General features: G+C 70.5%; 22 protein-coding genes and 2 pseudogenes. 10 read left to right on the top strand and 14 right to left on the bottom strand.

Annotated elements, in window-relative coordinates; translation table 11 throughout:
• Window positions 1-277: 277 nt before the first annotated feature.
• The 3 genes from LQ326_RS14575 to LQ326_RS14565 form a co-directional block, all read right to left on the bottom strand.
• Window positions 278-1648: an alpha/beta hydrolase family protein gene (locus LQ326_RS14575; RefSeq protein ID WP_234536476.1), complete on the bottom strand. Its 1371-nt coding sequence runs from the start codon at window positions 1646-1648 to the stop codon at window positions 278-280.
• A gap of 556 nt (window positions 1649-2204) precedes the next feature.
• A complete protein-coding gene (locus tag LQ326_RS14570) occupies window positions 2205-2534 on the bottom strand; it encodes a DUF8825 domain-containing protein (RefSeq protein ID WP_234536473.1) in 330 nt (109 codons plus the stop codon).
• Between the two features lie 89 nt (window positions 2535-2623).
• A complete protein-coding gene (locus LQ326_RS14565; RefSeq protein WP_234536470.1) occupies window positions 2624-2911 on the bottom strand; it encodes a hypothetical protein in 288 nt (95 codons plus the stop codon).
• 196 nt (window positions 2912-3107) lie between these two features.
• Here LQ326_RS14565 and LQ326_RS14560 point away from each other — a divergent pair, with 196 nt between their 5' ends.
• Window positions 3108-3734, top strand: coding sequence for a methyltransferase family protein (locus LQ326_RS14560; RefSeq protein ID WP_234536467.1), 627 nt, complete (start codon window positions 3108-3110; stop codon window positions 3732-3734).
• Between the two features lie 50 nt (window positions 3735-3784).
• On the opposite strand, the gene LQ326_RS14555 is transcribed toward LQ326_RS14560, so the two are convergent.
• Window positions 3785-4168: a hypothetical protein gene (locus LQ326_RS14555; RefSeq protein WP_234536464.1), complete on the bottom strand. Its 384-nt coding sequence runs from the start codon at window positions 4166-4168 to the stop codon at window positions 3785-3787.
• A gap of 40 nt (window positions 4169-4208) precedes the next feature.
• On the opposite strand from LQ326_RS14555, the gene LQ326_RS14550 reads away from it, so the two are divergent.
• Entirely contained in the window at window positions 4209-4664 is a 456-nt protein-coding gene (locus tag LQ326_RS14550) for a beta/alpha barrel domain-containing protein (protein ID WP_234536462.1), read from the top strand.
• On the opposite strand, the gene tnpA is transcribed toward LQ326_RS14550, so the two are convergent.
• The gene (gene tnpA / locus LQ326_RS14545) at window positions 4586-5002 is read right to left on the bottom strand and encodes an IS200/IS605 family transposase (RefSeq protein ID WP_234536459.1); all 417 of its coding nucleotides are present in this window, start codon (window positions 5000-5002) and stop codon (window positions 4586-4588) included. The two genes, LQ326_RS14550 and tnpA, sit on opposite strands and share 79 nt — an antisense overlap.
• 25 nt (window positions 5003-5027) lie before the next feature.
• Here tnpA and LQ326_RS14540 point away from each other — a divergent pair.
• Window positions 5028-5949: pseudogene (locus tag LQ326_RS14540) on the top strand (RNA-guided endonuclease InsQ/TnpB family protein); the annotation flags it as partial.
• A 26-nt stretch (window positions 5950-5975) separates the two neighbouring features.
• On the opposite strand, the gene LQ326_RS14535 reads toward LQ326_RS14540, so the two are convergent.
• Window positions 5976-7145, bottom strand: a complete 1170-nt coding sequence (locus LQ326_RS14535) for a helix-turn-helix domain-containing protein (protein ID WP_234536455.1) — start codon at window positions 7143-7145, stop codon at window positions 5976-5978.
• A 180-nt stretch (window positions 7146-7325) separates the two neighbouring features.
• Between LQ326_RS14535 and LQ326_RS14530 the strand changes: the two genes are divergently transcribed.
• Both LQ326_RS14530 and LQ326_RS47870 read left to right on the top strand, forming a co-directional pair.
• Window positions 7326-7535 carry a hypothetical protein gene (locus LQ326_RS14530; RefSeq protein ID WP_234536452.1) on the top strand — a complete coding sequence of 70 codons (210 nt, stop codon included), beginning with the start codon at window positions 7326-7328 and terminating at the stop codon, window positions 7533-7535.
• A 71-nt stretch (window positions 7536-7606) separates the two neighbouring features.
• Entirely contained in the window at window positions 7607-7735 is a 129-nt protein-coding gene (locus LQ326_RS47870; protein ID WP_268207078.1) for a hypothetical protein, read from the top strand.
• Window positions 7736-8570: 835 nt separating this feature from the next.
• On the opposite strand, the gene LQ326_RS14525 is transcribed toward LQ326_RS47870, so the two are convergent.
• Together LQ326_RS14525 and LQ326_RS14520 are read right to left on the bottom strand one after the other, a co-directional pair.
• On the bottom strand, window positions 8571-9062 hold the full coding sequence (locus tag LQ326_RS14525) for a GNAT family N-acetyltransferase (protein WP_234536450.1): 492 nt from the start codon (window positions 9060-9062) through the stop codon (window positions 8571-8573).
• A gap of 99 nt (window positions 9063-9161) precedes the next feature.
• Window positions 9162-10598 carry a recombinase family protein gene (locus LQ326_RS14520; RefSeq protein ID WP_268207076.1) on the bottom strand — a complete coding sequence of 479 codons (1437 nt, stop codon included), beginning with the start codon at window positions 10596-10598 and terminating at the stop codon, window positions 9162-9164.
• A 28-nt stretch (window positions 10599-10626) separates the two neighbouring features.
• Between LQ326_RS14520 and LQ326_RS14515 the strand changes: the two are divergent.
• Together LQ326_RS14515 and trpF are read left to right on the top strand one after the other, a co-directional pair.
• Window positions 10627-10941 (top strand): annotated as a pseudogene (locus tag LQ326_RS14515) (zinc ribbon domain-containing protein); the annotation flags it as partial.
• On the top strand, window positions 10851-11276 hold the full coding sequence (gene trpF / locus LQ326_RS47865) for a phosphoribosylanthranilate isomerase (protein ID WP_268207093.1): 426 nt from the start codon (window positions 10851-10853) through the stop codon (window positions 11274-11276). The pseudogene LQ326_RS14515 and the gene trpF, both read left to right, overlap by 91 nt.
• On the opposite strand, the gene LQ326_RS14505 is transcribed toward trpF, so the two are convergent.
• Window positions 11273-12190, bottom strand: a complete 918-nt coding sequence (locus LQ326_RS14505; RefSeq protein ID WP_234536443.1) for a ketopantoate reductase family protein — start codon at window positions 12188-12190, stop codon at window positions 11273-11275. The two genes, trpF and LQ326_RS14505, sit on opposite strands and share 4 nt — an antisense overlap.
• 91 nt (window positions 12191-12281) lie before the next feature.
• On the opposite strand from LQ326_RS14505, the gene LQ326_RS14500 reads away from it, so the two are divergent.
• The gene (locus LQ326_RS14500) at window positions 12282-12512 is read left to right on the top strand and encodes a DUF2277 domain-containing protein (protein ID WP_181808152.1); all 231 of its coding nucleotides are present in this window, start codon (window positions 12282-12284) and stop codon (window positions 12510-12512) included.
• Between the two features lie 124 nt (window positions 12513-12636).
• Here the strand turns inward: LQ326_RS14500 and LQ326_RS14495 are convergent, their stop codons facing one another.
• The 3 genes from LQ326_RS14495 to LQ326_RS14485 all read right to left on the bottom strand — a co-directional run bounded on the left by LQ326_RS14495 (window position 12637) and on the right by LQ326_RS14485 (window position 15971).
• Window positions 12637-13254, bottom strand: coding sequence for a DedA family protein (locus tag LQ326_RS14495; protein ID WP_234536441.1), 618 nt, complete (start codon window positions 13252-13254; stop codon window positions 12637-12639).
• 285 nt (window positions 13255-13539) lie between these two features.
• Complete coding sequence (locus LQ326_RS14490) at window positions 13540-15168, bottom strand: alkaline phosphatase D family protein (RefSeq protein WP_234536439.1); 1629 nt, start codon at window positions 15166-15168, stop codon at window positions 13540-13542.
• Window positions 15169-15326: 158 nt separating this feature from the next.
• Window positions 15327-15971 carry an HNH endonuclease family protein gene (locus LQ326_RS14485; RefSeq protein ID WP_234536437.1) on the bottom strand — a complete coding sequence of 215 codons (645 nt, stop codon included), beginning with the start codon at window positions 15969-15971 and terminating at the stop codon, window positions 15327-15329.
• 419 nt (window positions 15972-16390) lie between these two features.
• Between LQ326_RS14485 and LQ326_RS14480 the strand changes: the two genes are divergently transcribed.
• Both LQ326_RS14480 and LQ326_RS14475 read left to right on the top strand, forming a co-directional pair.
• Window positions 16391-16972, top strand: a complete 582-nt coding sequence (locus tag LQ326_RS14480) for a TMEM165/GDT1 family protein (RefSeq protein WP_234536436.1) — start codon at window positions 16391-16393, stop codon at window positions 16970-16972.
• A gap of 187 nt (window positions 16973-17159) precedes the next feature.
• Window positions 17160-17822 carry an HAD-IA family hydrolase gene (locus tag LQ326_RS14475; RefSeq protein ID WP_234536434.1) on the top strand — a complete coding sequence of 221 codons (663 nt, stop codon included), beginning with the start codon at window positions 17160-17162 and terminating at the stop codon, window positions 17820-17822.
• 225 nt (window positions 17823-18047) lie between these two features.
• Here LQ326_RS14475 and LQ326_RS14470 read toward each other — a convergent pair whose 3' ends face one another.
• Together LQ326_RS14470 and LQ326_RS14465 are read right to left on the bottom strand one after the other, a co-directional pair.
• Entirely contained in the window at window positions 18048-19058 is a 1011-nt protein-coding gene (locus LQ326_RS14470) for a peptidoglycan-binding domain-containing protein (RefSeq protein WP_234536432.1), read from the bottom strand.
• Between the two features lie 152 nt (window positions 19059-19210).
• On the bottom strand, window positions 19211-20524 hold a 1314-nt coding region (locus tag LQ326_RS14465), incomplete at its 5' end, for an IS200/IS605 family accessory protein TnpB-related protein (RefSeq protein WP_234536429.1).

The raw sequence follows: 20524 nt of genomic DNA, 5'->3' as shown, positions 1-20524 counted from the left end.
ATCGGCGCGGCGGCGGACGCGGTGTCGGCGCGGCGCCCGGGGGGCGGAGGGCAGGGCAGGGGATCCTTCCTCAACTGGCGCCAAGCGTTCGAAAGTTTGACGTCGCAAACACTCTAGCCTGATGCCATCACATAATCGTCACATAATCATGCCAGTGTCGTATGTGTTAACTGGCTACGGGGGAGAAGGCCAGCCCGCGGCGGGCGGCCGCCCCGACACGCCGAAGGGCGGACCCGCGAACAGGATCCGCCCCTCGCGTCTCCGGTCGGTCGTCCGCTCAGCGGACGAAGGAGATCTCCGGGTACTTGGTAGAGGAGCCGTCGAGCAGGGTGCTGTGCTTCTTGCTCAGCTCCTGGTCGAAGAAGGCCGCGAGATAGACGCTCTGGACCGTGACCGCCCGGGTCGGGTCGATCGTGCCGTACTGCTGCTGGAGCTGCCACTGGGAGATGCCGAGCAGGCGCGCCTGCTGGGGCACCATCCACTCGTTGTCGCTGAAGGACAGGTGCGCCGAGCCCTTGAGCTTGATGTCGACCCGGTAACCCTTGAGGTGCGACCACATCGTGCGCCACGACGAGTCGTTGTTGCGGTTGTGGCTGCCGGAGCTGAAGAGCATGAAGGGGCGCTTCAGGTCCTTGTTCTGAGCCGACCCGAAGAACTGGCCGTCCAGGTTGGCGCCGGCGGCGATACGGCTGTCGAGCTGCATGGAGGTGGCGACGGCGGCGCCGCCCAGTGACCAGCCGAACATCCCGATGCGTGACATGTCCACCGACTTCGTCAGCCCGGAGGGGAGCGTGGCCTTGCCGGCGTCGGGGTTGCCGCCCTTGCTGAGCGTGCTCAGTTGGTTGATGACGAACTTGATGTCGGCCGCGCGCACCTTCAGCGTGTCGGAGGAGTGGGTGCCCGCCGGCATCGTGTTGACCTCCAGCCGGTTGCCCGGGAACTGCACCTCGTTGGCGTCGTGGGTGTGGTCGACGGTGACGACGAGGTAGCCGCGGCTGGCGAGATCCTGGGCGAGGGCGGTGCCCATCGCCCGGTCCGAGTGCAGCCCGGTCGAATACAGCAGGACGGGCAGCTTGCCGAGCTTGGTGTTCACCGGGGCGAGGACATGTCCCGCGGTCTTCGGCAGGGTCACCTGCTGCGGCGACAGGCCGCGGGTGGCGAGGAAGTGGGCGCCGGAGATCGACGGCATCCAAGGCGCCTGGTAGTGCCCGGACGTGTTGGTGGCCGGGTACCAGAGCGACACCATCAACTCGCGAGACTTGCTGCCGGAAACGTACGGATCCGCACGGGACTTGTCGATCAGGTGCAGGCCGACCATGCCGACGCTGTACTTCCCGGTCGGCGCCGGCATGGTGAGCTGGAGCCCGGACGTGTTAGCGCGGCCGGCTGCGAGGGTCTTGGCGCTGAGGGTCTTGGCGCTGATGGACTTCTGGAGCACCGCCTCGTCGTTCGTGGGCGCCCAAGGCGTGTTCTGTTCGGCTTGGTCGGTCTGGTCGGGCGAGAACCCGTTGGCCGCCGGCTTGGCGGCAGTGTTCCCGGCGGCCATCGCCGGCGTCATCCCCGCACCCAGGGCGACGGCCAGCGCACTCGCCGTGCCGGCCGCTCTGGCTATCACTTGGCGGCGGTGGCGCGGGCGGCGGTGTTTCATGGAACCCCCTTGTTGGTCCGCGATCGCGGATGGGCGATCGACTGTCGCACACCGTACCGCCACAGCGTCAGCCGGATCCGCCGCCTCGGGAGGTAGCCGCAACCACTCACGTACGGGATACCCGAGCTGTATACGCAGGGCTGAATTCGTGCGCTCCGTCCGAGGGGGCGATGTCTTCGAGGTGCCGTTGCGGCCGCACATCCCCCGCCTGGTTGCCGATGCTGCCGCCGAACCGGAAGCAGCCCTCCCCGGGCCGGGCATCGCCCTGCAGCCGCTCTGCCGGTGTGGCCACTGTGACGGCTGGTCGGCCGCGGACCGCTCAGGCGGGGCGGCCCCTGCCCGGCCGCAGGATCGACGCCGACAGCACGACCTGGACGAGGCCGGCCGACGCGGGCCCCCGCCTGCCGGTCCGTCAACTTCGCGTACACGAACTGCAATCCGGGCGCCGGCGCGCTGCTGCTCGCTCGCTCCTGCGGGCAGGATGCCGGGGGGCGTGTCCGTCCGTGCCCGCGTGATCAGAGGACCCCGGCCGATCGGCCGGGGTCCTTCCGTGTTCTCAGTCCTCCTCGTGCGCGTGCTTGAGCCGGCTCCGGGCGTCCATGCGGTCCGGGGCCGTGACCTCCGCCCAGAAGCGGTGGCCGCTGACGAACACCGCGAGTTCGTGTTCGCGGCGGCGCAGCTTCTCCACCTCGGCCTGTTCGTCCTCGGTCCAGCCCGGGGAGGCGGGGCGCTCCACCTTGCGCCAGCCGCCCTGGTCACTGAATCCGTCCAGCGGCTCGACCGACCAGGGCAGCCGCTTCAGCAGGGCCGACAGCTCGGCCCGGACCTGATGCAGCTCCTCCTGACCGGCGAGGAGGTCACTCGGAAAGTCATAGGTCGCAGCCACGCGACAATGCTACGCCTGTTCGATTTTAGGTGGCGAGTTTGTTCGTGGGGTTCATGTGTTCGATGTGCGATGCCCGTCGGATCGCGACGTCACGCGCGGCCCCAGAGGCCGGTCACCGCCACCAGACAACCCCCGGTGACCAGCCCTTGTACTGCCGCCGTGACCCACATCCGCGCGCTCCACGCCGCCGCCGCGATGATCCCCGTACACAGGGCGAGGCCGCCCCCGCACGCCAGCGGGACCCATGACGCCCCGGACGTGCCGAGCATCAGTACGGCCAGGACCCCGAACAGCGCGACCGCCTCGGACACCACCAGGGCCACAGCCGCGACCACGTCCCCGGCCCACCGCGCGTACCGTCTCAATCCGCCGTCCACCGCGGCAGCGTCTCCCGGAGCCGCGGACTCCGCCGGACCCGCCCTCATTCCGAGACCGGACCGGGACTCGACCGATGCGGAGGGATCCGGGGGTGCGGGTGCCCCGGCCCCCTCGGATCTCCGTCCGTGGGTGGAGGCTCTCTCCATCGACCCGTGGGTGGTGGTGATCGGCCGATGGCCGGAGGAGCCTTGAGGCATGGGATCACTGCACTCGGGACTTGTCGCTCTCACCGGGGCCTGCGTCCTGGTCTTCGTGGCCGCCTGGATCGCGGGTGCCGTCTACTTCGGCATGAAGAGCCAGGCCGGCCTGCGCGGTTGGGTGCGTGGGCTCCGGCGCACCCTGCCCCGCCGGGTTCTGCTGGTCGCCGGTGCCTGGCTGTTCTCCTGGTTGGTCGGGCACACCGACGGGTTCTGGCACCGTCTGCAGTACTGGCAGCCCGAACTCGCGCTGCTGGGCGCCCTGACAGCCGTCACCGCCACCGCTTGGCTGCTGTGGGCCCGCTGGGTCCTGGGCACGATGTGGGCCAGCGTGCCGACGCTCCAGGAGCACCATGAACTACGCACCGACGGGCCCTACCGGCTGGTTCGCCATCCCATATACACCGGCCTCCTCGGGCTGGTCGTCGGCGCCATGCTGGCCTGCGGTTTCGGTGTCTGGACAGCTGTCCTGGCGGTCACCGTGCCCTGGCTGCTGAGCCGGGTACGGACCGAGGACGCGCTCATGGCCGGGCGGTTCGGGGCCTCGTACCAGGCTTACCGCGCCGGCGTTCCGGCACTCATACCGTGGACGCGTCCGAAGCGGGTCCGTACCCGCCACGTGTAGCGCGGGCGGCAGGAGCCTCCGCTAGGACCGGTGCGGTACGAAACGGATGGTCAGGTATGGCTCGCCCGGGCCGGGGGCGCGGTTCCAGGGGCGGGTGCGGAAGGTGTGCAGGCGGCCCTGGGTGAGTGCGAGGCGCGGTAGGCGGACGCCGTTTCGGCCGCGAGGGCCTCAAGGGCGCGGTGCTCGTGCCGCCGGTGCGCGTCGGGGCCGCCCGCCGGGAGGCGGAGAGGCTCCGGGACGACGCCCCGGTGCTCGGCCGTGGTGCCGTGGGCGGTGCAGCCGTACAACTCCTCGCCGTTCTCCGCGACCGACAGATGGAAGACGCCGGGGCGGTGGTCGCGCGACGGCTCGCTCCACACCGTGACCGTGCGGGTGCCCCGGGAGGCGGCCAGGCCCGGGGAGGGCCCGGCCCGCAATGAGAGCCTGGACGGCACGATCACGTTCCCGCCGGGCGGGAGAACGGAGCAGGGGCGGATGAGCGGGCAGCGGTCGACGTTCGTGAAGGTGTGCGGGCTCACCCAGGAGCAGCAGATCGACTGGGCCGTCGAGCTGGGATACGACGCCGCCGGGATCGTCGTCACCCCGAAGAGCAAGCGGTACTGCCCGCCCGGACGGGCGGTGGCGCTCGCCGGCCACGCCCGGGGACGGATCCCCGTCTTCGCCGTGGCCCTGGCGTACGCCGAGACGGCGGCCGTCGCCGAGCACTTCGACGTCATCCAGATCTACGAGACGGCCGATGTCCCGAACCTCGCGCTCGCCTCCGCCACCCCGCCCGAGAAGCCGGACACCGCAGTTCCTCGCCTGCGGTGCGGAGCGTCGCGCGGGCTGGTCCCGGCGGAGCCGGGCGGTGCTTACACCGGCCGGTTCTGCTGTTCGATGTACTGCCTGACCACGCTGAGTGGGGCGCCACCGACGGTTCCGGCGAAGTAGGAGCCGGACCACAGCTTGTTGGCCCTCCAGTAGTGGCGTACCAGGTCGGGGAACTCCTGGCGCAATCGGCGGGAGGAGACGCCCTTGAGGGAGTTGACCAGTTTGGTCACGGCGACCTTGGGCGGGAAGTTCACCAGCAGGTGGACATGGCTGTTCTCGCCGTTGAACTCCACCAGCTCGCATTCGAAGTCCGTACACACCGACCGCATGATCTCTTCCATACGCCTCAAGTGGGCATCGGTGAACACCTTGTGCCGGAACTTGGTCACGAAGACCAAGTGGACGTGCATCACGAAAATGCAGTGCCTACCAGTTCTGATCTTCTGCATGTCACCCATAACCCAAGTATGTATCGTGATGGTCATGCAGCTCCGGTACTCCTTCAGGTTGTACCCGGACACCGGCCAGCAGAGAGCGTTGGCGAGGGCGTTCGGGTGCGCCCGTGTCGTGTTCAACGACGCGGTCCGCGCCCGTGAGGAGGCCAAAGCGGCCAAGCAGCCGTTCCCCAAGGCCGCAGAGCTGTCCAAGAGGCTGATTACCGAGGCGAAGCAGACGGTGGAGCGGTCCTGGCTGGGCGAGGTCTCCGCGGTGGTGCTCCAGCAGTCCCTGCGGGACGTCGAGACTGCGTACCGCAACTTCTTCGCCTCCCTCAAGGGCGATCGCAAGGGGCCCAAGACCGGTGCTCCCCATTTCAAGTCCCGCAAGGACAAGCGGCAGTCGATCCGGTTCACCGCCAACGCCCGATGGTCCATCACCGACAAAGGGCGCCTGAACCTGCCGAAGATCGGTACGGTGAAGGTGAAGTGGTCCCGCACGCTGCCCGCCACGCCCTCCTCCGTCACCGTCATCAAGGACGCGGCCGGGCGGTACTTCGCCTCCTTCGTCATCGACACCGGCCCCGCCGCCGACGTGACCCGGATGCCCGAAACCGACCGCACCATCGGTATCGACCTCGGCCTGACCCACTTCGCGGTCCTGTCCGACGGTACGAAAATCGACTCCCCGCGCTTCCTGCGGCGCGCGGAGAAGAAGCTGAAGAAGGCCCAGCGGGAGCTGTCCCGCAAGCAGAAGGGAAGCAAGAACCGCGAAAAGGCCCGCCTGAAGGTCGCCCGCGCCCACGTCAAGGTCGCCGACGCACGCCGTGAGTTCCACCACCAGCTCTCCACCAGGCTGATCTCCGAGAACCAAGGGATCGCCGTGGAGGACCTGTCGGTGGCGGGACTGGCCCGCACCAGACTGGCCAAGTCCGTGCACGACGCCGGATGGTCCTCGTTCGTCAACGGTCGTTCATACAGTCTTGGCTTCCTGAGGTCAGAAAGGCACACCCGCGCGTTTGGCCAGGCGGGTCAGCCTCGGATTGCTGCGGCGGTGCAGTGAGGTCAGCACGCGCATGAGCTCCTGGCTCGTCGGGTGGACGCGGGCCATCTCGGGAGCGACGTTCCAGGCCTCTTCGAGGGCTTCGAGGGCGCCGTCCCGGTCGCCGAGGGCGAGCCGCGACCGGCCGATGTTCATGTGCAGCGGCCCGACCCTGGTCGCGGGAAGCGTCAGGCCACTGCGGATCAGGTCGTGGGCGGTGTCCAGCGCCCCCCGGTGGTCTTCCATGTCGGACGTCGTGGAAATGACGTGTACCGCCGTGTTCTCCGGCCCGAAGTGGATGCCGTGATCCTCGATGTCCTCGGCGAACTCGTCGGCGACCCGCCATGCGGCGTCGATGTGCTGCTGTGCCGTGCGCCTGTCCTTGATCCGACCCGCGAGCGTCAGCCCGCGCAGGTGCAGGATGCCCAAGCCGTACGCCCGGTCACGCCCCTCAAGAGTTGACTCGGCCTCGACGACGGCTCGGTCAACGATGGCCAACCCGCCTGCGAAGTCGCCTGAGTTCAGAAACGTCCCGGCCTCGTCGCGGGCGGCCACCGTGGCGGCGATCGGGTGGGCGCGCTCAGCGGCCAGCCTCTGCTTCATGACGGCAAGCTCGGCGAGGTGCATCCACCGGAACCGGGCGGCCAGCCAGTACACAACCGAGTACACGTCGGCGACCCGGGTCCACGCGTCGGGCGACTGGGTGGCGTGTGCGTAGTTGGTCGACTTGGCCAGCACCCCGGGCAGCTTCTGGAGGACTGTCCCCAGTTCGGTGCGGTAGCGGTGCTCGTTCAGCTGGGCCAGTTCGCGTGGGAGGTCTTCGGGGTGCGGTGGCGGGGCGTCCGGGATGTCGAAGCGCCTGATGGCGTAGTTGAGGGCGGCCAAGCTCGCTTCGTCCGTCTTGGCGACGGGTTCCGTGCCCAGCAGCTCGTCGAGGGTGAGTCCCATGGCCTGTGCGAGGGAGGCGGCGATGCCCTGGGTGAGGGCTCGGTCTCCGATCTCGATCTTGCTGAGCAGTGAAACCGACAAGCCTGCCCGCCGGGCAAGGGCGACCTGGCTGAGGTCGCGTGCCTTGCGGCAGACGGCCACGTTCGTACCGGGTCCGGGAATCCTGATCGCGCTCATCCTGTACGTCTTCCCCGCTCGACGTCCGTTGCGTCCCATCGTCTCACTCTGTCCCTCCCGCTCCAGGCCGTTGTGCAAGAGCTGTGCAAGTTGGTTCTGCACACCGGGAGTTCTCTTGGGTGACACACGTATGCCCAGGTGGGACGAGGACTCATGACACAGATTGAGAAGCCAGCCACAATGTTCGATCACGGCACCCTGCCGTACCCGCAGGGCACGCTCGTCGAGGACAGAGCCTCGGGACGCACGGGTGAGCTCCAGGACGTGATCGAGGAACGGCTGAAGGACTCCGGCCGGATCGTCAGCCGGACCGCGTACATCCGCCCGCGAGGGGGTGGCATCGAGTGGGACACCCCTTTGGACCACATCCGGCGCGCCGAGACCGATTAGGTGTCCCCACGAAACGCGCTGCCCTCGTCGTTCCCGGTGACGTGATCGGCTACGAGGGTCAGTGGCGCAGGGTGAAGACAGTGAAGGCCGACCGGGGACCGATGGGCGGGCTGGCCGTCGTGGTCACCTGGGAAGAGGGCGGCACCGCCCGCTTCCCCACCGGGGACGAACTCCTCGTCGGTAAGCGGGACACCGACTGACACGTCTTTTCCCCGGTGAGCGGTGAGGGTGGGCACGTCGCCGGCCGCAGAGACTTTGGGCAGTAGCTGCCATGGGACGAGTGAACAGGGGGCCTTACGCTGGCCCGGCGAATCGGGCAGGTATGGGGCCTGCCTGCTGGTGTGCCCGATAGGCCCCCTGTTCTTCGAGGCTCGCCCCATGGGAGCTGCGTAAAGTCTCGGAGGCCGTCGACCCCCGGCCCACCACACCCCGGCCTCAAACTGCCCGTCATCGCCCTACTCCTCGGGCGGACTGCGTGCGGGGCGCCCGGCGACCGGACGGGACCGGCGCCCACGCCGCACGCCCGGCCGGGGCGGCCGGGTGGCCCGGCGCGCCGCAGGCGCGCCCTTGAGGAAGTGAAGGCTGTTTCGACCGATGCCCGTTGCTCACGCCGGGGGCGGGTAACTGCCCGTATTCCAGGCGGTGTTATTGAGGCCTCTTCTGTCAGACCCCGCTGTCATCATGTAAGGACGAGTGATGACCGAAGTGAAAGGAGCAACGCCATGGACTGCCGCGACCCACCGACACCACTGACACGGAGGCCTACACAGGTTGCGCGCACAGCGTTCCCAAGATGATCAACGCACACGTGCCGTCAGACGACAGGCGGCGAAATTCCCGGCACGGATAGGGCCGAAGAGCGCGGCACGGCTCGCACGGCTCCTCGGCCCTCATAACGATGACTGACGGCTCAAGACCTCATTCTGATTCGAGTCCTTAGCCCCGTGAACGGGGCTATCCAAGACAGCTCCGACGCCGTGATCACACCACCGACGCCAAGTTCCTTCTCAACTGCAGCCCGACTCGTCAGTCTCGCTAAGCAAGAGCCTTGGCGTACCAGCAATCTGCACTCCCATGGCCTTCATACGGCATGGTCTCGGCATATCCGTACCGCGTATACAGGGCCCGCGCCTCGGCGAGCTGTGTGTTGGTTTCGCACACCACCCGAGTAGCGCCCAAACTCCTGGCAGCCTCCTCGACGGCGACCAACAGCCCCCGACCCAGTCCCTTCCCCCTCCCGGAGGGGGACACGTACATCCGCTTGAGTTCCGCCGTCTTCGGACTGCCGCCAAGCAGCCGCACTCCCGCACAACCCAGAAACTCGCCCCTGTCGCTGCGTGCGACGAGGAACTCGCCGCCGGGCGGGCTGAGGTCATGGTGCGGGTCTTTGACAAGCACTGTTCGGAGTTCGGTCTCTGTAGCTGAGCGTCCCAGCACCCGCAGGCCCATCTCCGTGAAGTACTGCCGCATCACATCGTCCACTGCCGCGCCAGTGATGGGCTCGGGCTTGATAGTCCAGGTTGGCATGCAGGTCATGATCCCGGTCCTAACCACAGGCCGTCCACGGTTCGGCCGCCAGACAAAGGCGACTTCGAGCCAGAGCCAAAGATCGATACGGGACAGCCTTTAGTCGAGCGGGTTGGGCTCGATCTCTATGCGGTCGAAGTCCAGCCCCTGGCCCCGCTTGCTGGTGGGGTGGATGATCACTGCGGCGAACAGGAAACGGAAGACGGCGTTCATGCGGGCGTAGTCCTTCTCCTCCTCCAACCGTCGCCAGTTCTTTCGCGCGTCCGGTCCCACGATGCCTTCGAGCACCGCTACGGGCCGCTGCACGGTGCGGCGCTGCCGCTCCTTGATCCTGTCCTCGATGACGCGGCGCATGGACCGGTATTCCGGGGTCGGGATCTCCTTGGACAACCACATCTGGTTCAGCTCCGCGAGTTGCGCGGCGTCGTCCTCGTCGGCGGCCACGTCCTGTGACGGCCGGGTGGTGGTGGCGGGCTGGCGGCCGGAGATGTCGAGCTTCTCCAGCACCTCAAGCGCCACGTCCCGGGTGAAGGCTTCGAGAGGCTCGGCGGTGATGGCGCGCGTGCAGCGCTCCTGGCCGTAGGCGGCGGCCCGGGTGCACCGGTAGATCGGCTTGATCCGATTGCTGCTGCCCGACATCCGCATGCCACAGGTGCACATCACCACCCCGCGCAGCAGGTAGTAGCGGTGCTCGGCAGTGCTCTTGCCGCTGTGCGCAGCCCGGTAGGCACGGAGCTGCTGAACCTCCTCCCACTGGCCCACGTCGATGAGCGCAGGCCACTCGCCCATGCCGATCCGCTGGCCCCGGTGCACCTGGATTCCTGCCACGTACGGCATGGTCAGCAGATTGCGGACCTTGTTGGGCTGCCACTGCGCTCCCTCGGCCGTCGTGAGCTGTCGTGCGTGCAGGTCCTTGGCTATGGCGCTGGCCGTCTCTCCGTCCAGGAAGCGGCGGAAGACCTCCCGGACGACCTCGGCTTCTTCTTCGATCACGGTGCAGCCGTCCGTGGCGTAGCCATAGCGGCGTCCGCCGTGCGGCTTTCCGGCGCGGGCCCGGTCCTCCAGCGCCGCGCGGGTACGGCGGGAGGTGTCATCGGAGGAACGGCAGGCGTGCGCCACCTCGATACGCAGGATGAACCGGTCGTCCGGGTCCGACAGGTCCTTGCGGTTGGCCTGCCCGTGCAGCACCACGTGCTGATCGTCCGCGATGGTCAGCAGCTCTTCGAGATCCTTGGGCTGCCGCATCAGCCGGTCGGGGTGGTAGACGATCACGTGCCGGTACGCACCTTCACCCATCCGCACCAGTAACGCGTCCCAGCCCGGCCGCTTGCGGTTGCGCCGCCACGCGGAGCGGTTGTTGTCCACGAACACATCCGCCACCCGCGCCCCCAGCCGCTCCGCCACCTCCCGGCAGATCCGTTCCTGACGGTCCACGCCGGTCTGGTCATCGTCCCCGGCTTGCGAGATCCGGCAGTAGATCGCCGCATTCTCACCAACTGCGTTGTGCTGCCTGGCCGTTGCCACATCCCGAGTCATATCTAGACTGTATGAACGACCACTGACATTCACCAGCATGCTGGAGTACAAGGCGCAGCGGTACGGCCGCACCCTGGTCAAGATCGGCCGGTTCGAGCCGACCTCCCAGACCTGCTCCACCTGCGGAGTCAAGGACGGACCCAAACCCCTGAACATCCGGGAATGGACCTGTACCGCCTGCGGCACCGTCCACGACCGGGACACCAATGCCGCGATCAACATCAAAACGGCCGCCGGACTGGCGGTCTCGGCCTGCGGAGCGCCGGTAAGACCAGGAGCAATCCCGGCACAGCGCGAAGAAACAGGAAGCCACGGACTCCCGACCGAACCCCGCGCCGCGTAGCGGCACGGCAACGATCGAGAAGGCCAGAATCCTCGGGCTTCAACCCGAGGAGCAAGTCAATTCTTCTACGACGCCAGCGCGGGGGCAGCGGCGTGTTCGCGGACATCCCCGGCTGGGTCGGCGACGTGCCGGGGAACGTGGTGATCGCCGGCGGCCTCGACGAGCACAACGTGGCCGGTGTCGTCGAGGAGTTCGGGCCCTACGGCGTGGACGTGTCCAGCAGCGTGGAGACCGCGCCGGGGGTGAAGAGCCGCGAGAAGATGGCCGCGTTCATCGCCGCCGCCCGCACCCCCGGCGGTACCGCCGGACACGCCCCGGGGCTGAGCGGCCGCTAGCGCCCGGCCTCGCGCAGTTCGCTGACGATACGGGCCGTCACCGGCACGGGTACGCCGTGCCGGTCCGCCGCGCGCAGCAACGCGCCTCCGATCGCGTCGAGTTCGAGGGGGCGGCCGGCCTCCGCGTCGCGCTGCATCGAGGACTTGGTGGCGGGCGGGAAGGCGTCGTACCGGGCCAGCGCCTGGGCCGGGTCGACGGGGGCGCCGCAGGCGCGGCTGACGGCCGCCGTCTCCGCCACGAGGGACGCCAGTTCCTCGCGGTGCCGGGTGCGGGCCTCGCCCAGGGGGAGACGGTAGCGGGTGGTGAGGAGGGCGAGCGGTGCGAGGAACGCCATCTTCGCCCACAGGGCGGTGGTCTCGTCCTCCAGGACGCGGGTGGCCGGGCCCGCGGCGGTCAGGGCCTCGGCCAGGGCCTCCAGGCGGGGGCGGGGGACCTCGGCGCCGGTCAGGTCGATCTCGGCGAAGGGGCTGGTGTGTGCGACGCGGCCGGGGGCGGTGCGGGTCGACTCGACGCGGATCACGGCCGGGGCCACGTGGTCGGGGGTGTAGCGGGCGCGCAGCAGGGCGGGGTGTTCGACGCCGTTCAGGAACGGTATGACAAGGGCGTCGCCGAGGGCCGCGGGCGGGATCCGGGTGAGGGCCGCGTCCAGGGCGGTGGCCTTGACGGTGATCAGGCAGGCGTCGACGGGCTCACGGAGGGCCGTGTCGGCGTCCACGGGAGCCGTGAAGTCGCCGAACTGGGGGCTGTGGACGTGGATTCCGGTGGTGCGGAGCGTGCGCGCCGTCTCCTCGCCCGCCAGGCAGACGACGCGGTGGCCGGCGCGGCGGAGCAGAGCGGCGAGCAGGCCGCCGACACCGCCGGGGCCGAGGACGGCGACGGTGAGGTGGGGGGTGGGGGCGTTGGGGGTCGGCATGGTGGTGTCCTCTCGTCGGTCGGCCCCGGGATCGGTGGCCGCCTCGGGAAGATCCTCGCAGGAGGGAGGGGCGTTGCGGGAGACTGGGGAGATGTGCCGGAGTATCAAGACCCTGCGTCCGCCTCAGCTGGCCGAGGAGGCCACGGAGGACGAGATCCGTGCTGCCGCGTTGCAGTACGTGCGGAAGGTGTCCGGGTTCCGGGCGCCGGCCGCGCACAATCGGGAGGTGTTCGAGCGGGCGGTGGACGCGGTCGCGGAGGCGACCGCCGCGCTGCTGGGGGGACTGGAGGTGCGGGGGCAGGGGGCCGTGGGCGGGGGCTGAGGCGGGGCTCGGGCCGCCTGCCGGCGCTCGCCGGGTGCCTGCCCCGGCGGGGGCGTCCCCGGTGCGGCGCGACTCCTCCAGAGGGTGTCCCGGTGCGGCGCCCGCGGTGGGATCGGCGGACAGGTCAGGCCGGGCTGCGTCTTCGCATCAGGTATCCCGCGCCCGCTCCCGCGCCGAACAGGGCTGCCACCGACACGGCCGTGGCCATCCAGGTCGCGCCCAGCCACTGGGCGCCCAGCCAGCCGAGGGCGACGCTGTAGACCGCCCAGGCCAGGCCGGCCAGGGCGGACCAGGGGAGGAAGTCGCGGACGCTGCGGTGGGTCGCGCCGGCGCCGAGGGAGACGATCGAGCGGCCGGCCGGGGCGAAGCGGGCCAGCACCACCAGTGCGCCGCCGCCCCGGGAGAGGGCCTCGCCCAGACGTTCCTGCGCGTCGCTCAGCCGCCGGGAGCGGGCGATCGCACGGTCCAGGCGGGCCCCGCCGCGCCAGGCCAGCCGGTAGGCGACCAGGTCACCGAGGACCGACGCGGCCGCCGCGCAGAGGGTCAGCGCCAGGATGTCCGCCAGTTCGTGCGGCGGGACCCGTCCGGCCGAGGCGCCGGTGCCCGCCGCCGCTGCCGTGGCCGCGGTGATGACCAGTAAGCCGCTCGGCAGGACCGGCAGGAACACATCCAGGAGCACGGAGAGGGCCACCATGGCGTATATCCATGGCCCGTCCTCCAACGACCCCATGCTTTCCCACACGACTCTTCCCCCGCGATTGTCCTGGTGCGCCCCCCGGCGACAGCCATGCAGCGTACGCGGGGGGTGTGACAGGAGTGTCACGGGGGCTGCGTATGTTCGGCAAAGGGAGAGGCCATGTGCGGCGTGGCTCCGGCTCCCGGGCGGGTTGCGGCCCGCGGGTTGCGGCCCCGGGCAGGAAGACCGTCCGTACGGGATCGGGAAGCGCACGTTCCGCCTCAGGGTGCCTCGCGGGCAACGGAGGCCGACGCGCCCGCCGTCGCAACCCGGTTGCCGTCCGGCTGTCCCTCATGACGTGGTGAGGACGGACTCCTCCAGGGTCTCCAGGGTCCCGTCCCGTCGGGCCCGCTCCAGCCGCAGCCGGGCCGAACGGCCGTGCAGCGTCAGCGTCATGAGCTGGTTGCCGAACCACGGGCCGCCCTTCTTCCGCCAGGTCACCGGCGGTCGCGCACAGCGCCCGTGCCGGGTGAGGCGCCGCCCGAGGAGCCGGGCCAGGGCGCTCCAGCCGAACCGGAAGCCGGCCCGGATCGTCGGCGGCACGGAGTTGTGGACGGGGGAGCAGGTGAGTTGCAGCACGCGGGAGTCGGGCGCGGTACCGGCGGGCCACGCGGGTTCGGCGACGTACGCGTGATGGACGTCTCCGGAGAGCACGCAGATGGAGGCGGGCGCCTCGGGTCCGGAGCCGGTCCGGGCGAACAGGCCGGCCAGCTCCGCGAAGGAGGCCGGGAAGGCCGCCCAGTGCTCCAGGTCGGCCGCGCGGCGCAGCCGTTCCCCGAACCGTGCCCAGCGGGCGCCGCGTTCGCCCCGGCACAGCGCCGCGTCCCAGCTCTCGACGTCGTGTATCAGGTGCGGCAGCAGCCAGGGCAGTGAGGTGCCGACCAGGAGATGGTCGTAGGACTCCCGGCCGTCCAGCGCCTGTTCGCGCAGCCACCCGGCCTCGCCGGGGTCGAGCATGGCGCGGCTCCGCTCGTCGAGCACCCGGGCCGCCCGGGTGTCCACCATCAGCAGCCGGACCCGCCCGAAGTCACGCCGGTAGCTCCAGCGCACCGAGGCCGGGTCGGCGTCGGCCTTCGCGGCGAAGGCGCGCAGTTCGTCGGTGCCGTCGGGGGCGGAGCGTACGGCCGCGTACAGCGGATCGGCCGCCAGCTCGGCGGGGGACAGGTTCCCCAGGTGCTGATGGACCCAGTACGACATCAGCCCGCTCAGCAGCCGCTCCTGCCACCACGGCGTGGCGCGCAGGTCGGCGAGCCAGGCCGCGGAGGTGTTCCAGTCGTCGATCACGTCGTGGTCGTCGAAGATCATGCAACTCGGCACGGTGGAGAGCAGCCAGCGCACCTCCGGGTCCAGCCAGGACTCGTGGTAGAGGCGGGTGTACTCCTCGTAGTCCGCGACCTCGGCGCCGGGCGGGTCCGCGAGGCCGCGGCGGGCGGCCAGCCAGTGCCGGGTGGCCGCCGAGGTCTCGTCGGCGTACACCTGGTCGCCCAGCAGGAGCAGCACGTCCGGCCGCGCACCGCCACCGGCGGCGAGGCGGGCGGCCAGGCTGTCCAGGGCGTCCGGGCCGACCGGGTCATGGCCGTCGGCCGGGGGAGCGGCCCAGCGGCAGGAGCCGAAGACGACGTCGAGGCTTGCGCCCGCGGCCGGGACGCGGATCACCGAGGGCGGGAAAGGGGACCCGGGCAGCGGCCACACGCGCGTGCCGTCGAGGAAGACGTCGTACGACGGTGACGTCCCCGGGGTCAGCCCGGTCACCGGGACCAGGGCGTAGTGGTGGCCGGCCACCTGGAAGGTGCGCGCGGTGCCGGCGGCGCCGTCGGCGCAGCGCACCTCGGCGGTACACGGACGGCTCGCCTCGACCCAGACGGTCGCCGACGAGCCGTCGGTGTATCTCAGCAGCGGTCCCAGGCGCAGTCCGGCCACGATCGCCCCGCCCTCTTCCTCGGTCGTTCGCCCCCCGTCGCCCCGTACGGTACGGAACGACGGAGGCCGGCGGGGAGGTTCCGACGCGGAAAGAGGCAGGGAAAGAGGCAGGGAAAGCGGCGGGGGAAGAGGCAGGGAAGGAGAGCCGGCCGGCTGGTTCAGCAGGCGGAGAGGTAGCCGGTGAGGGCGCTCTTCTCGGCGGAGTCCACGGAGAGGCCGTAGTAGTACTTCACCTGGACCCAGGCGCGGACGTAGGTGCAGCGGTAGGACGTCAGCGAGGGCATCCACTCGGCGGGGTCCTTGTCGCCCTTGGACTGGTTCACGTTGTCCGTGACGGCGAGCAGTTGCGGGCGGGTGACGTCGTTGGCGAAGGCCTCGCGCCGCGCGGTGGTCCACCCGCCGGCGCCGGAGTCCCAGGCCTCGGCGAGCGGGACCAGGTGGTCGATGTCGACGTCGGAGGCGGCGGTCCAGGTGGCGCCGTCGTAGGGGGAGTACCAGCTGCCGCTGGTGGCGGTGCAGGCGGAGTTGGTGACGACGTTCGTACCGTCGCGCTTGAGGATCCACTCGCGGGTGTTGCAGGTGCCGCTGATGGTGTCCCAGGTCGGGAAGAGGTCGCGCGCGTAGCCGGTGCGGTCCTCGGTGGCCACGGTGAGCGAGGCGAGGTAGGTGCGGGCGGTGGACGCGCTGACCGGGGTGGGCAGCGCGGCGGAGGCGCTCGGGGAGTTGAACAGTGCGGCGGAGGCTATGAGTCCGGTGAACGCCGCGAGTATGCTGAGCCGTCGACGCGCGTAGAACTTCGGCATGCGAACTCCCTGGTGGGGGTGGGGTGTTGAGCGCGGGCGAGGGAATGCTCGCGCCGCCGTGTTGCCGGTGGGTGAGCGTTCGGTAAGAAACTAATGACGCGTTCATGACACGACAAGGGGTGCGGCGTGACTCACAGACTGCGGTCCCGGTCTTGGGGGCCATGGCTGGATCGCGTAGTCTTGACGGCGTTGAAGGGGAGTAGCTCTTCGCCGGACCGTCGACATACTGCTCAGCCCGTCTGAGCCGGCGCCCGGAGGCGGACCTCGGCCATTTCGGTCACGGCGCCGCCAGCGAGACCTTCGGCAAGCAGTGCACGCCTGTGCCGTTCGGCACGGGTGACCGTGTGCGCTGCCGTGCCGAGGTGTTCGTCTGCGTAGTGCGGTGCTCTCGGCGGGGCGGCCCGACCGATTGAGGACCCTTGATCAGCATCACCGTGACGGCGCTCGTCTTCGGCGTCATCTTCCTCGCCGAACTGCCCGACAAGACCGCGCTCGCCGGTCTCGTCCTGGGTACGCGCTACCGGGCGTCGTACGTCTTCGCCGGGGTCGCCGCGGCCTTCCTGCTGCATGTCGTGCTCGCCGTGGCGGCGGGCAGTGTCCTGACCCTGCTCCCGCAGCAGATCGTGCACGCGCTGACCGGCGTGCTCTTCCTCGGCGGCGCGGCCGTGCTGCTGCTGAAGAAGGGCGAGGAGGAAGAGGAGATCCGCAAGCCGGCCGACCAGTCCTTCTGGAAGGTCGCCGGTACCGGATTCACGCTCATCCTGGTTGCCGAGTTCGGGGACCTCACGCAGATCATGACGGCGAACCTCGCGGCGCGCTACGACGCCCCGCTGTCCGTCGGCCTCGGCGCGGTGCTCGGCCTGTGGGCGGTGGCCGGGCTCGGCATCGTCGGCGGCAAGGCGCTGATGAGGAAGGTGCCGCTGCGGCTGATCACGCGGATCGCGGCGGCGCTGATGCTGGCGCTGGGCGTGTGGAGCCTGTGGGAGGCGATCGCGGGCTGAGCCGGCCGCGTACCGGGGGGTCGCGACCTGAAGAGTCGGTGAACGGTCGGCGAAGGCGGTGGCGGGATCACCCCCCGTTTTGTACCGTAGAGAAACAAAGTGGCTCCCGCCCGTTCTCCCTGACCGGCGGGCGGGGCCGCCTTGTTCTTCCCGGCCTGCTTTCGGCCTGTGCACTAGGAGCTGCCCGATGACGGCCACCGTCCTCACCGCCCGCGCCCTCCTGCTCGACATGGACGGCACCCTCGTCAACTCCGACGCCGTCGTCGAACGCATCTGGCGGCGCTGGTCCGAGCGGCACGGGCTGGACGGCGACGAGGTCATGAAGGTCGTCCACGGGCGCCAGGGGCACGCGTCCATGGCGGTGCTGCTGCCGGACCGGCCGATGAAGCAGAACCTCGCGGACAACGCGCGGATGCTGGCGGAGGAGACGGCCGACACGGAGGGCGTGGTGGAGATCCCCGGCGCCGCGGCCTTCCTCGCCTCCCTCCAGGGGCTGCCGCACGCGCTGGTGACCTCGGCGGACGTGGCGCTGACCACGGCACGGATGGCTGCCGCCGGGCTGCCGCTGCCGGCGGTACGGGTGACCGCGGAGTCGGTGGGCGCCAGCAAACCGGACCCCGAGGGCTTTCTGAAGGGGGCGGCGGAGCTCGGGATCGCTCCGGCGGACTGTGTGGTGTTCGAGGACTCGGGCGCGGGGATCGCGGCGGGGCGGGCGGCGGGGATGCGGGTCGTGGGGGTCGGCGCGCGGGCGTCGGCGCACGGTCCGGACGTGGTGGTGCGGGACCTGACGGCGGTCCGCGTGGAGACGGCGGCGGACGGCTCCCTCCGGGTGCGGGTCGGCGGGGCCTGAGGCGGGGACGCTCACCGGCGCTTGCCGGGTGCCTCCCCCAGCCTTCGGCCGGGGGGACCCCCAGCGCCCACCCGTGCCGCCCCAGCGGCACGACTGCCCGCGGCTGATGAGCCCCGTAAGGGGCGCGGGGAACTGCGCGAGCAACCCCCACTCACCCGCAGCCACCCACAACCGCAACCGCCCCACCCCGCCCTCACCCACCCGCACCCCCCGTCGGCCCACCCCCTACGGCTTCGTCGTCTCCGACTCCAGCGCCGCGCGGGTAGCCGGTCCGTACACCCCCGGCTCGTCGGTCAGGATGCCCCGCGTGAACTGGTACGTGCGCACCGCGCTCTCGGTCTTGCTGTCGTAGTGGCCGTCGGCGTTCCCCGAGTACAGGCCCACCTGCTTCAGCCGGAGCTGGAGTTCCGTGACCTGCGCGCCGCTGTCGCCGGGGCGCAGGACCGGGGGTGAGGAGGGCTGCGCGGAGGCCGACGTGCCGGTCGCCGGGGTCGACCGGGTGGGCGCGGCCGAGCGGGAGGGGGTCGGCGAGGGCGTCGCGCTCGACGCCGTGGCGGAGGGGCTCGCACTCGCCGACGCCGACGCGGACGCCGAAGGGCTGGACGAGGTCACCGGCGCCGCGGCCGAAGGTGATGCCGTGCTCGGTGTGACGTCCGGGACGCTCTCCCTTACGTCCTGCGGCGCCGCCCCGTCCCGGGCCGGCGTCAACTGGGAGAAGAGGCCGCTCACGAAGCCTGCCGCGGCGAGGACCGCCACCACGGCTCCGGCCGCGGACAGCAGCAGGGGCCACCGGGAGCGCCGGCGGGATTCCTCCGGAGACCCCTCGGGCCCGTCGTCGTACGGCGGCGGCTCCACGCCGGAGACGGACCCGAACTCCGGCCCCGCCACCGTCGGCTCGTCCACCGCGGGCACCGGCACCGTCGGCTCGTCCACCGCGGGCACCGGCACCGTCGGCTCGTCCACCGCCGGCACCGGCACCGTCTGTTCGCTCGCCGCGGGCACCGGCTCGGTCTGCCCGTCGCCCGTGCCCGTGCGTGCGTCGGCTTCGGTGCGCTCCACGTCGATGTACGGGCGTATCCGCAGCGGGTCGAAGTCCTCCGCCGCCGCCTGTTCGGCGGTACGCGCGTCGCGCAACGCGTCGGAGGTCCGCTGGTTGCAGTCGCAGGAGGGGGAGCCGTCCGGCTCCTTCGGTGCCCCGCACTCCGGGCACTGGTGGCCCCCTGTCGTATCCGTCACGGCGTTTGTCCCTCTCCTCACGAACTCCACAGATTATGCGGAGCACCCACACGTACGTTCCCCCGGACCCCCTTTCTCAGGTCTTCCGAAAAGGACTCGACGGGCCATACCGGGTGGCGCCGTCCACGATGGAAGTCGGTCGGAAACCGTTCCTAGAGACTGAGTGGGAGTGAGTCCTGTTGCCAGGTCTCGTGCTCAGCCGAACGCCCCGGACGGTGCTGGGCGTTCTGGTCGACCGCGTTCGCCGCGCGTCCGGGCGGCATGGATCGTGTCCGTGGTCCGGGGATGCGGGGGCGGTGTCCCTCACGTCCTGGGTTGCCTGGTCGGGCCTGGACGGTCCGATGCCCGCATCCATCGCTCTGGTGGGTGCGGGGCGGTGCCGTCCGTCGCCGGATCGGGTGTCCCAGGGCGCGTCTTCCGATCGCCACGGCGGCAGCGTCGTGGCGGGTGCTTTTTCTGTTCTTGGTGGTGAGGGGTTTTTGCCAGTGCTGGGCGCCCCAGCGGCTGGTGTAGGCGGGGTCGACCGCGATGACGGGGATACCGAGTTCCGTCGCCATGGACACGAGCCTGGCCCGGAGCCGGGCCACGGGCATGCCGGAGATCAGGTTCCGGAACCGCTTCTGGCGGCCGTGCTTCTCCCGGGTGGTCTCCGACGTGAAGTCGAGGTCCTCGACGGCGATCGTCAGGTCGTGCCGCCGGGCGAAGTGCAGCAGGCGGATCAGGGCGTGTCTGACCTGGGCGTCGCGATGCGAAGCGGTGCCGGTGAGGTCGTAGCCGAAGCGCAGCGGTTCCCCGACGGGGTTGCCGTGTTCGTCCAGACGCCAGGCGGCCAGGTGGTCGGCGTTGGTGTCCACGCCGACCACACCCCTCGCGCGGACCGCATCCAGGGGGATGGTCTGGACGGGGGGCAGGGTCCAGGACGCGGTCAGGTACCAGCGCAAGCGTCCAATGTCCTCGTGGATGCGGTAGGCGACGGCCCGCATCGTGCTGACGCGGTCGGCCCACTGCTCGCCCCGGTGTGCGAACGACACCCGCGCGGCCAGGACGTAGCGGCCGTGCGGCGCGTTCGCCAGATACGCCAGCGGGGCGGGGAGTTTGAGGGAGACCTCGCCGTCGGGGGTGACGCGGAGGGTCTCGTTGCCGTACCGCTTGCCGGACTCCCCGTCCGCCTGGAGGAAGCGGCGTTCGGCCCGCCAACGGCGGCGCCATTCGGCTTCACCGAGCCCGGCGGCCTCAAGGTGGTGGCGGGTGTTCAGCAGCCGCTTGCCGCCGCGCACCACATGCACGATGCCGGCCTCCCAGTCGGCCTGTGCCGCCTGAAGCCGGTCTTCGAGGACCCGCAGACGCCGGGACTTGGCGAACCATTCCTGCCCGCTGCGATAACCGCCCGGAGCGTGCTTGGTGCCTTTCTCGCCCACGGGCAGCGACAGCCGGTGGGCGAGGGTGCGCACACCGGCCTGAAGGCT

This window comes from Streptomyces shenzhenensis, from assembly GCF_021462265.1.
In the GTDB taxonomy this organism is placed as follows: Bacteria; Actinomycetota; Actinomycetes; order Streptomycetales; family Streptomycetaceae; genus Streptomyces; species Streptomyces shenzhenensis.
Note: the sequence above shows the minus strand (reverse complement) of the source record. Positions and strands in the feature narration are given on the sequence as shown.

Coding starts and splice junctions, on each gene's coding strand:
- LQ326_RS14550 (WP_234536462.1), top strand. CDS start 4,209: ATGAGCGGGCAGCGGTCGACGTTCGTGAAGGTGTGCGGGCTCACCCAG.
- LQ326_RS14505 (WP_234536443.1), bottom strand. CDS start 12,190: ATGCCGACCCCCAACGCCCCCACCCCCCACCTCACCGTCGCCGTCCTC.
- LQ326_RS14475 (WP_234536434.1), top strand. CDS start 17,160: ATGACGGCCACCGTCCTCACCGCCCGCGCCCTCCTGCTCGACATGGAC.
- LQ326_RS14530 (WP_234536452.1), top strand. CDS start 7,326: ATGTTCGATCACGGCACCCTGCCGTACCCGCAGGGCACGCTCGTCGAG.
- LQ326_RS14500 (WP_181808152.1), top strand. CDS start 12,282: ATGTGCCGGAGTATCAAGACCCTGCGTCCGCCTCAGCTGGCCGAGGAG.
- LQ326_RS14520 (WP_268207076.1), bottom strand. CDS start 10,598: ATGACTCGGGATGTGGCAACGGCCAGGCAGCACAACGCAGTTGGTGAG.
- LQ326_RS14560 (WP_234536467.1), top strand. CDS start 3,108: ATGGGATCACTGCACTCGGGACTTGTCGCTCTCACCGGGGCCTGCGTC.
- LQ326_RS14485 (WP_234536437.1), bottom strand. CDS start 15,971: ATGCCGAAGTTCTACGCGCGTCGACGGCTCAGCATACTCGCGGCGTTC.
- LQ326_RS14535 (WP_234536455.1), bottom strand. CDS start 7,145: ATGAGCGCGATCAGGATTCCCGGACCCGGTACGAACGTGGCCGTCTGC.
- LQ326_RS14525 (WP_234536450.1), bottom strand. CDS start 9,062: ATGCCAACCTGGACTATCAAGCCCGAGCCCATCACTGGCGCGGCAGTG.
- tnpA (WP_234536459.1), bottom strand. CDS start 5,002: ATGGGTGACATGCAGAAGATCAGAACTGGTAGGCACTGCATTTTCGTG.
- LQ326_RS14575 (WP_234536476.1), bottom strand. CDS start 1,648: ATGAAACACCGCCGCCCGCGCCACCGCCGCCAAGTGATAGCCAGAGCG.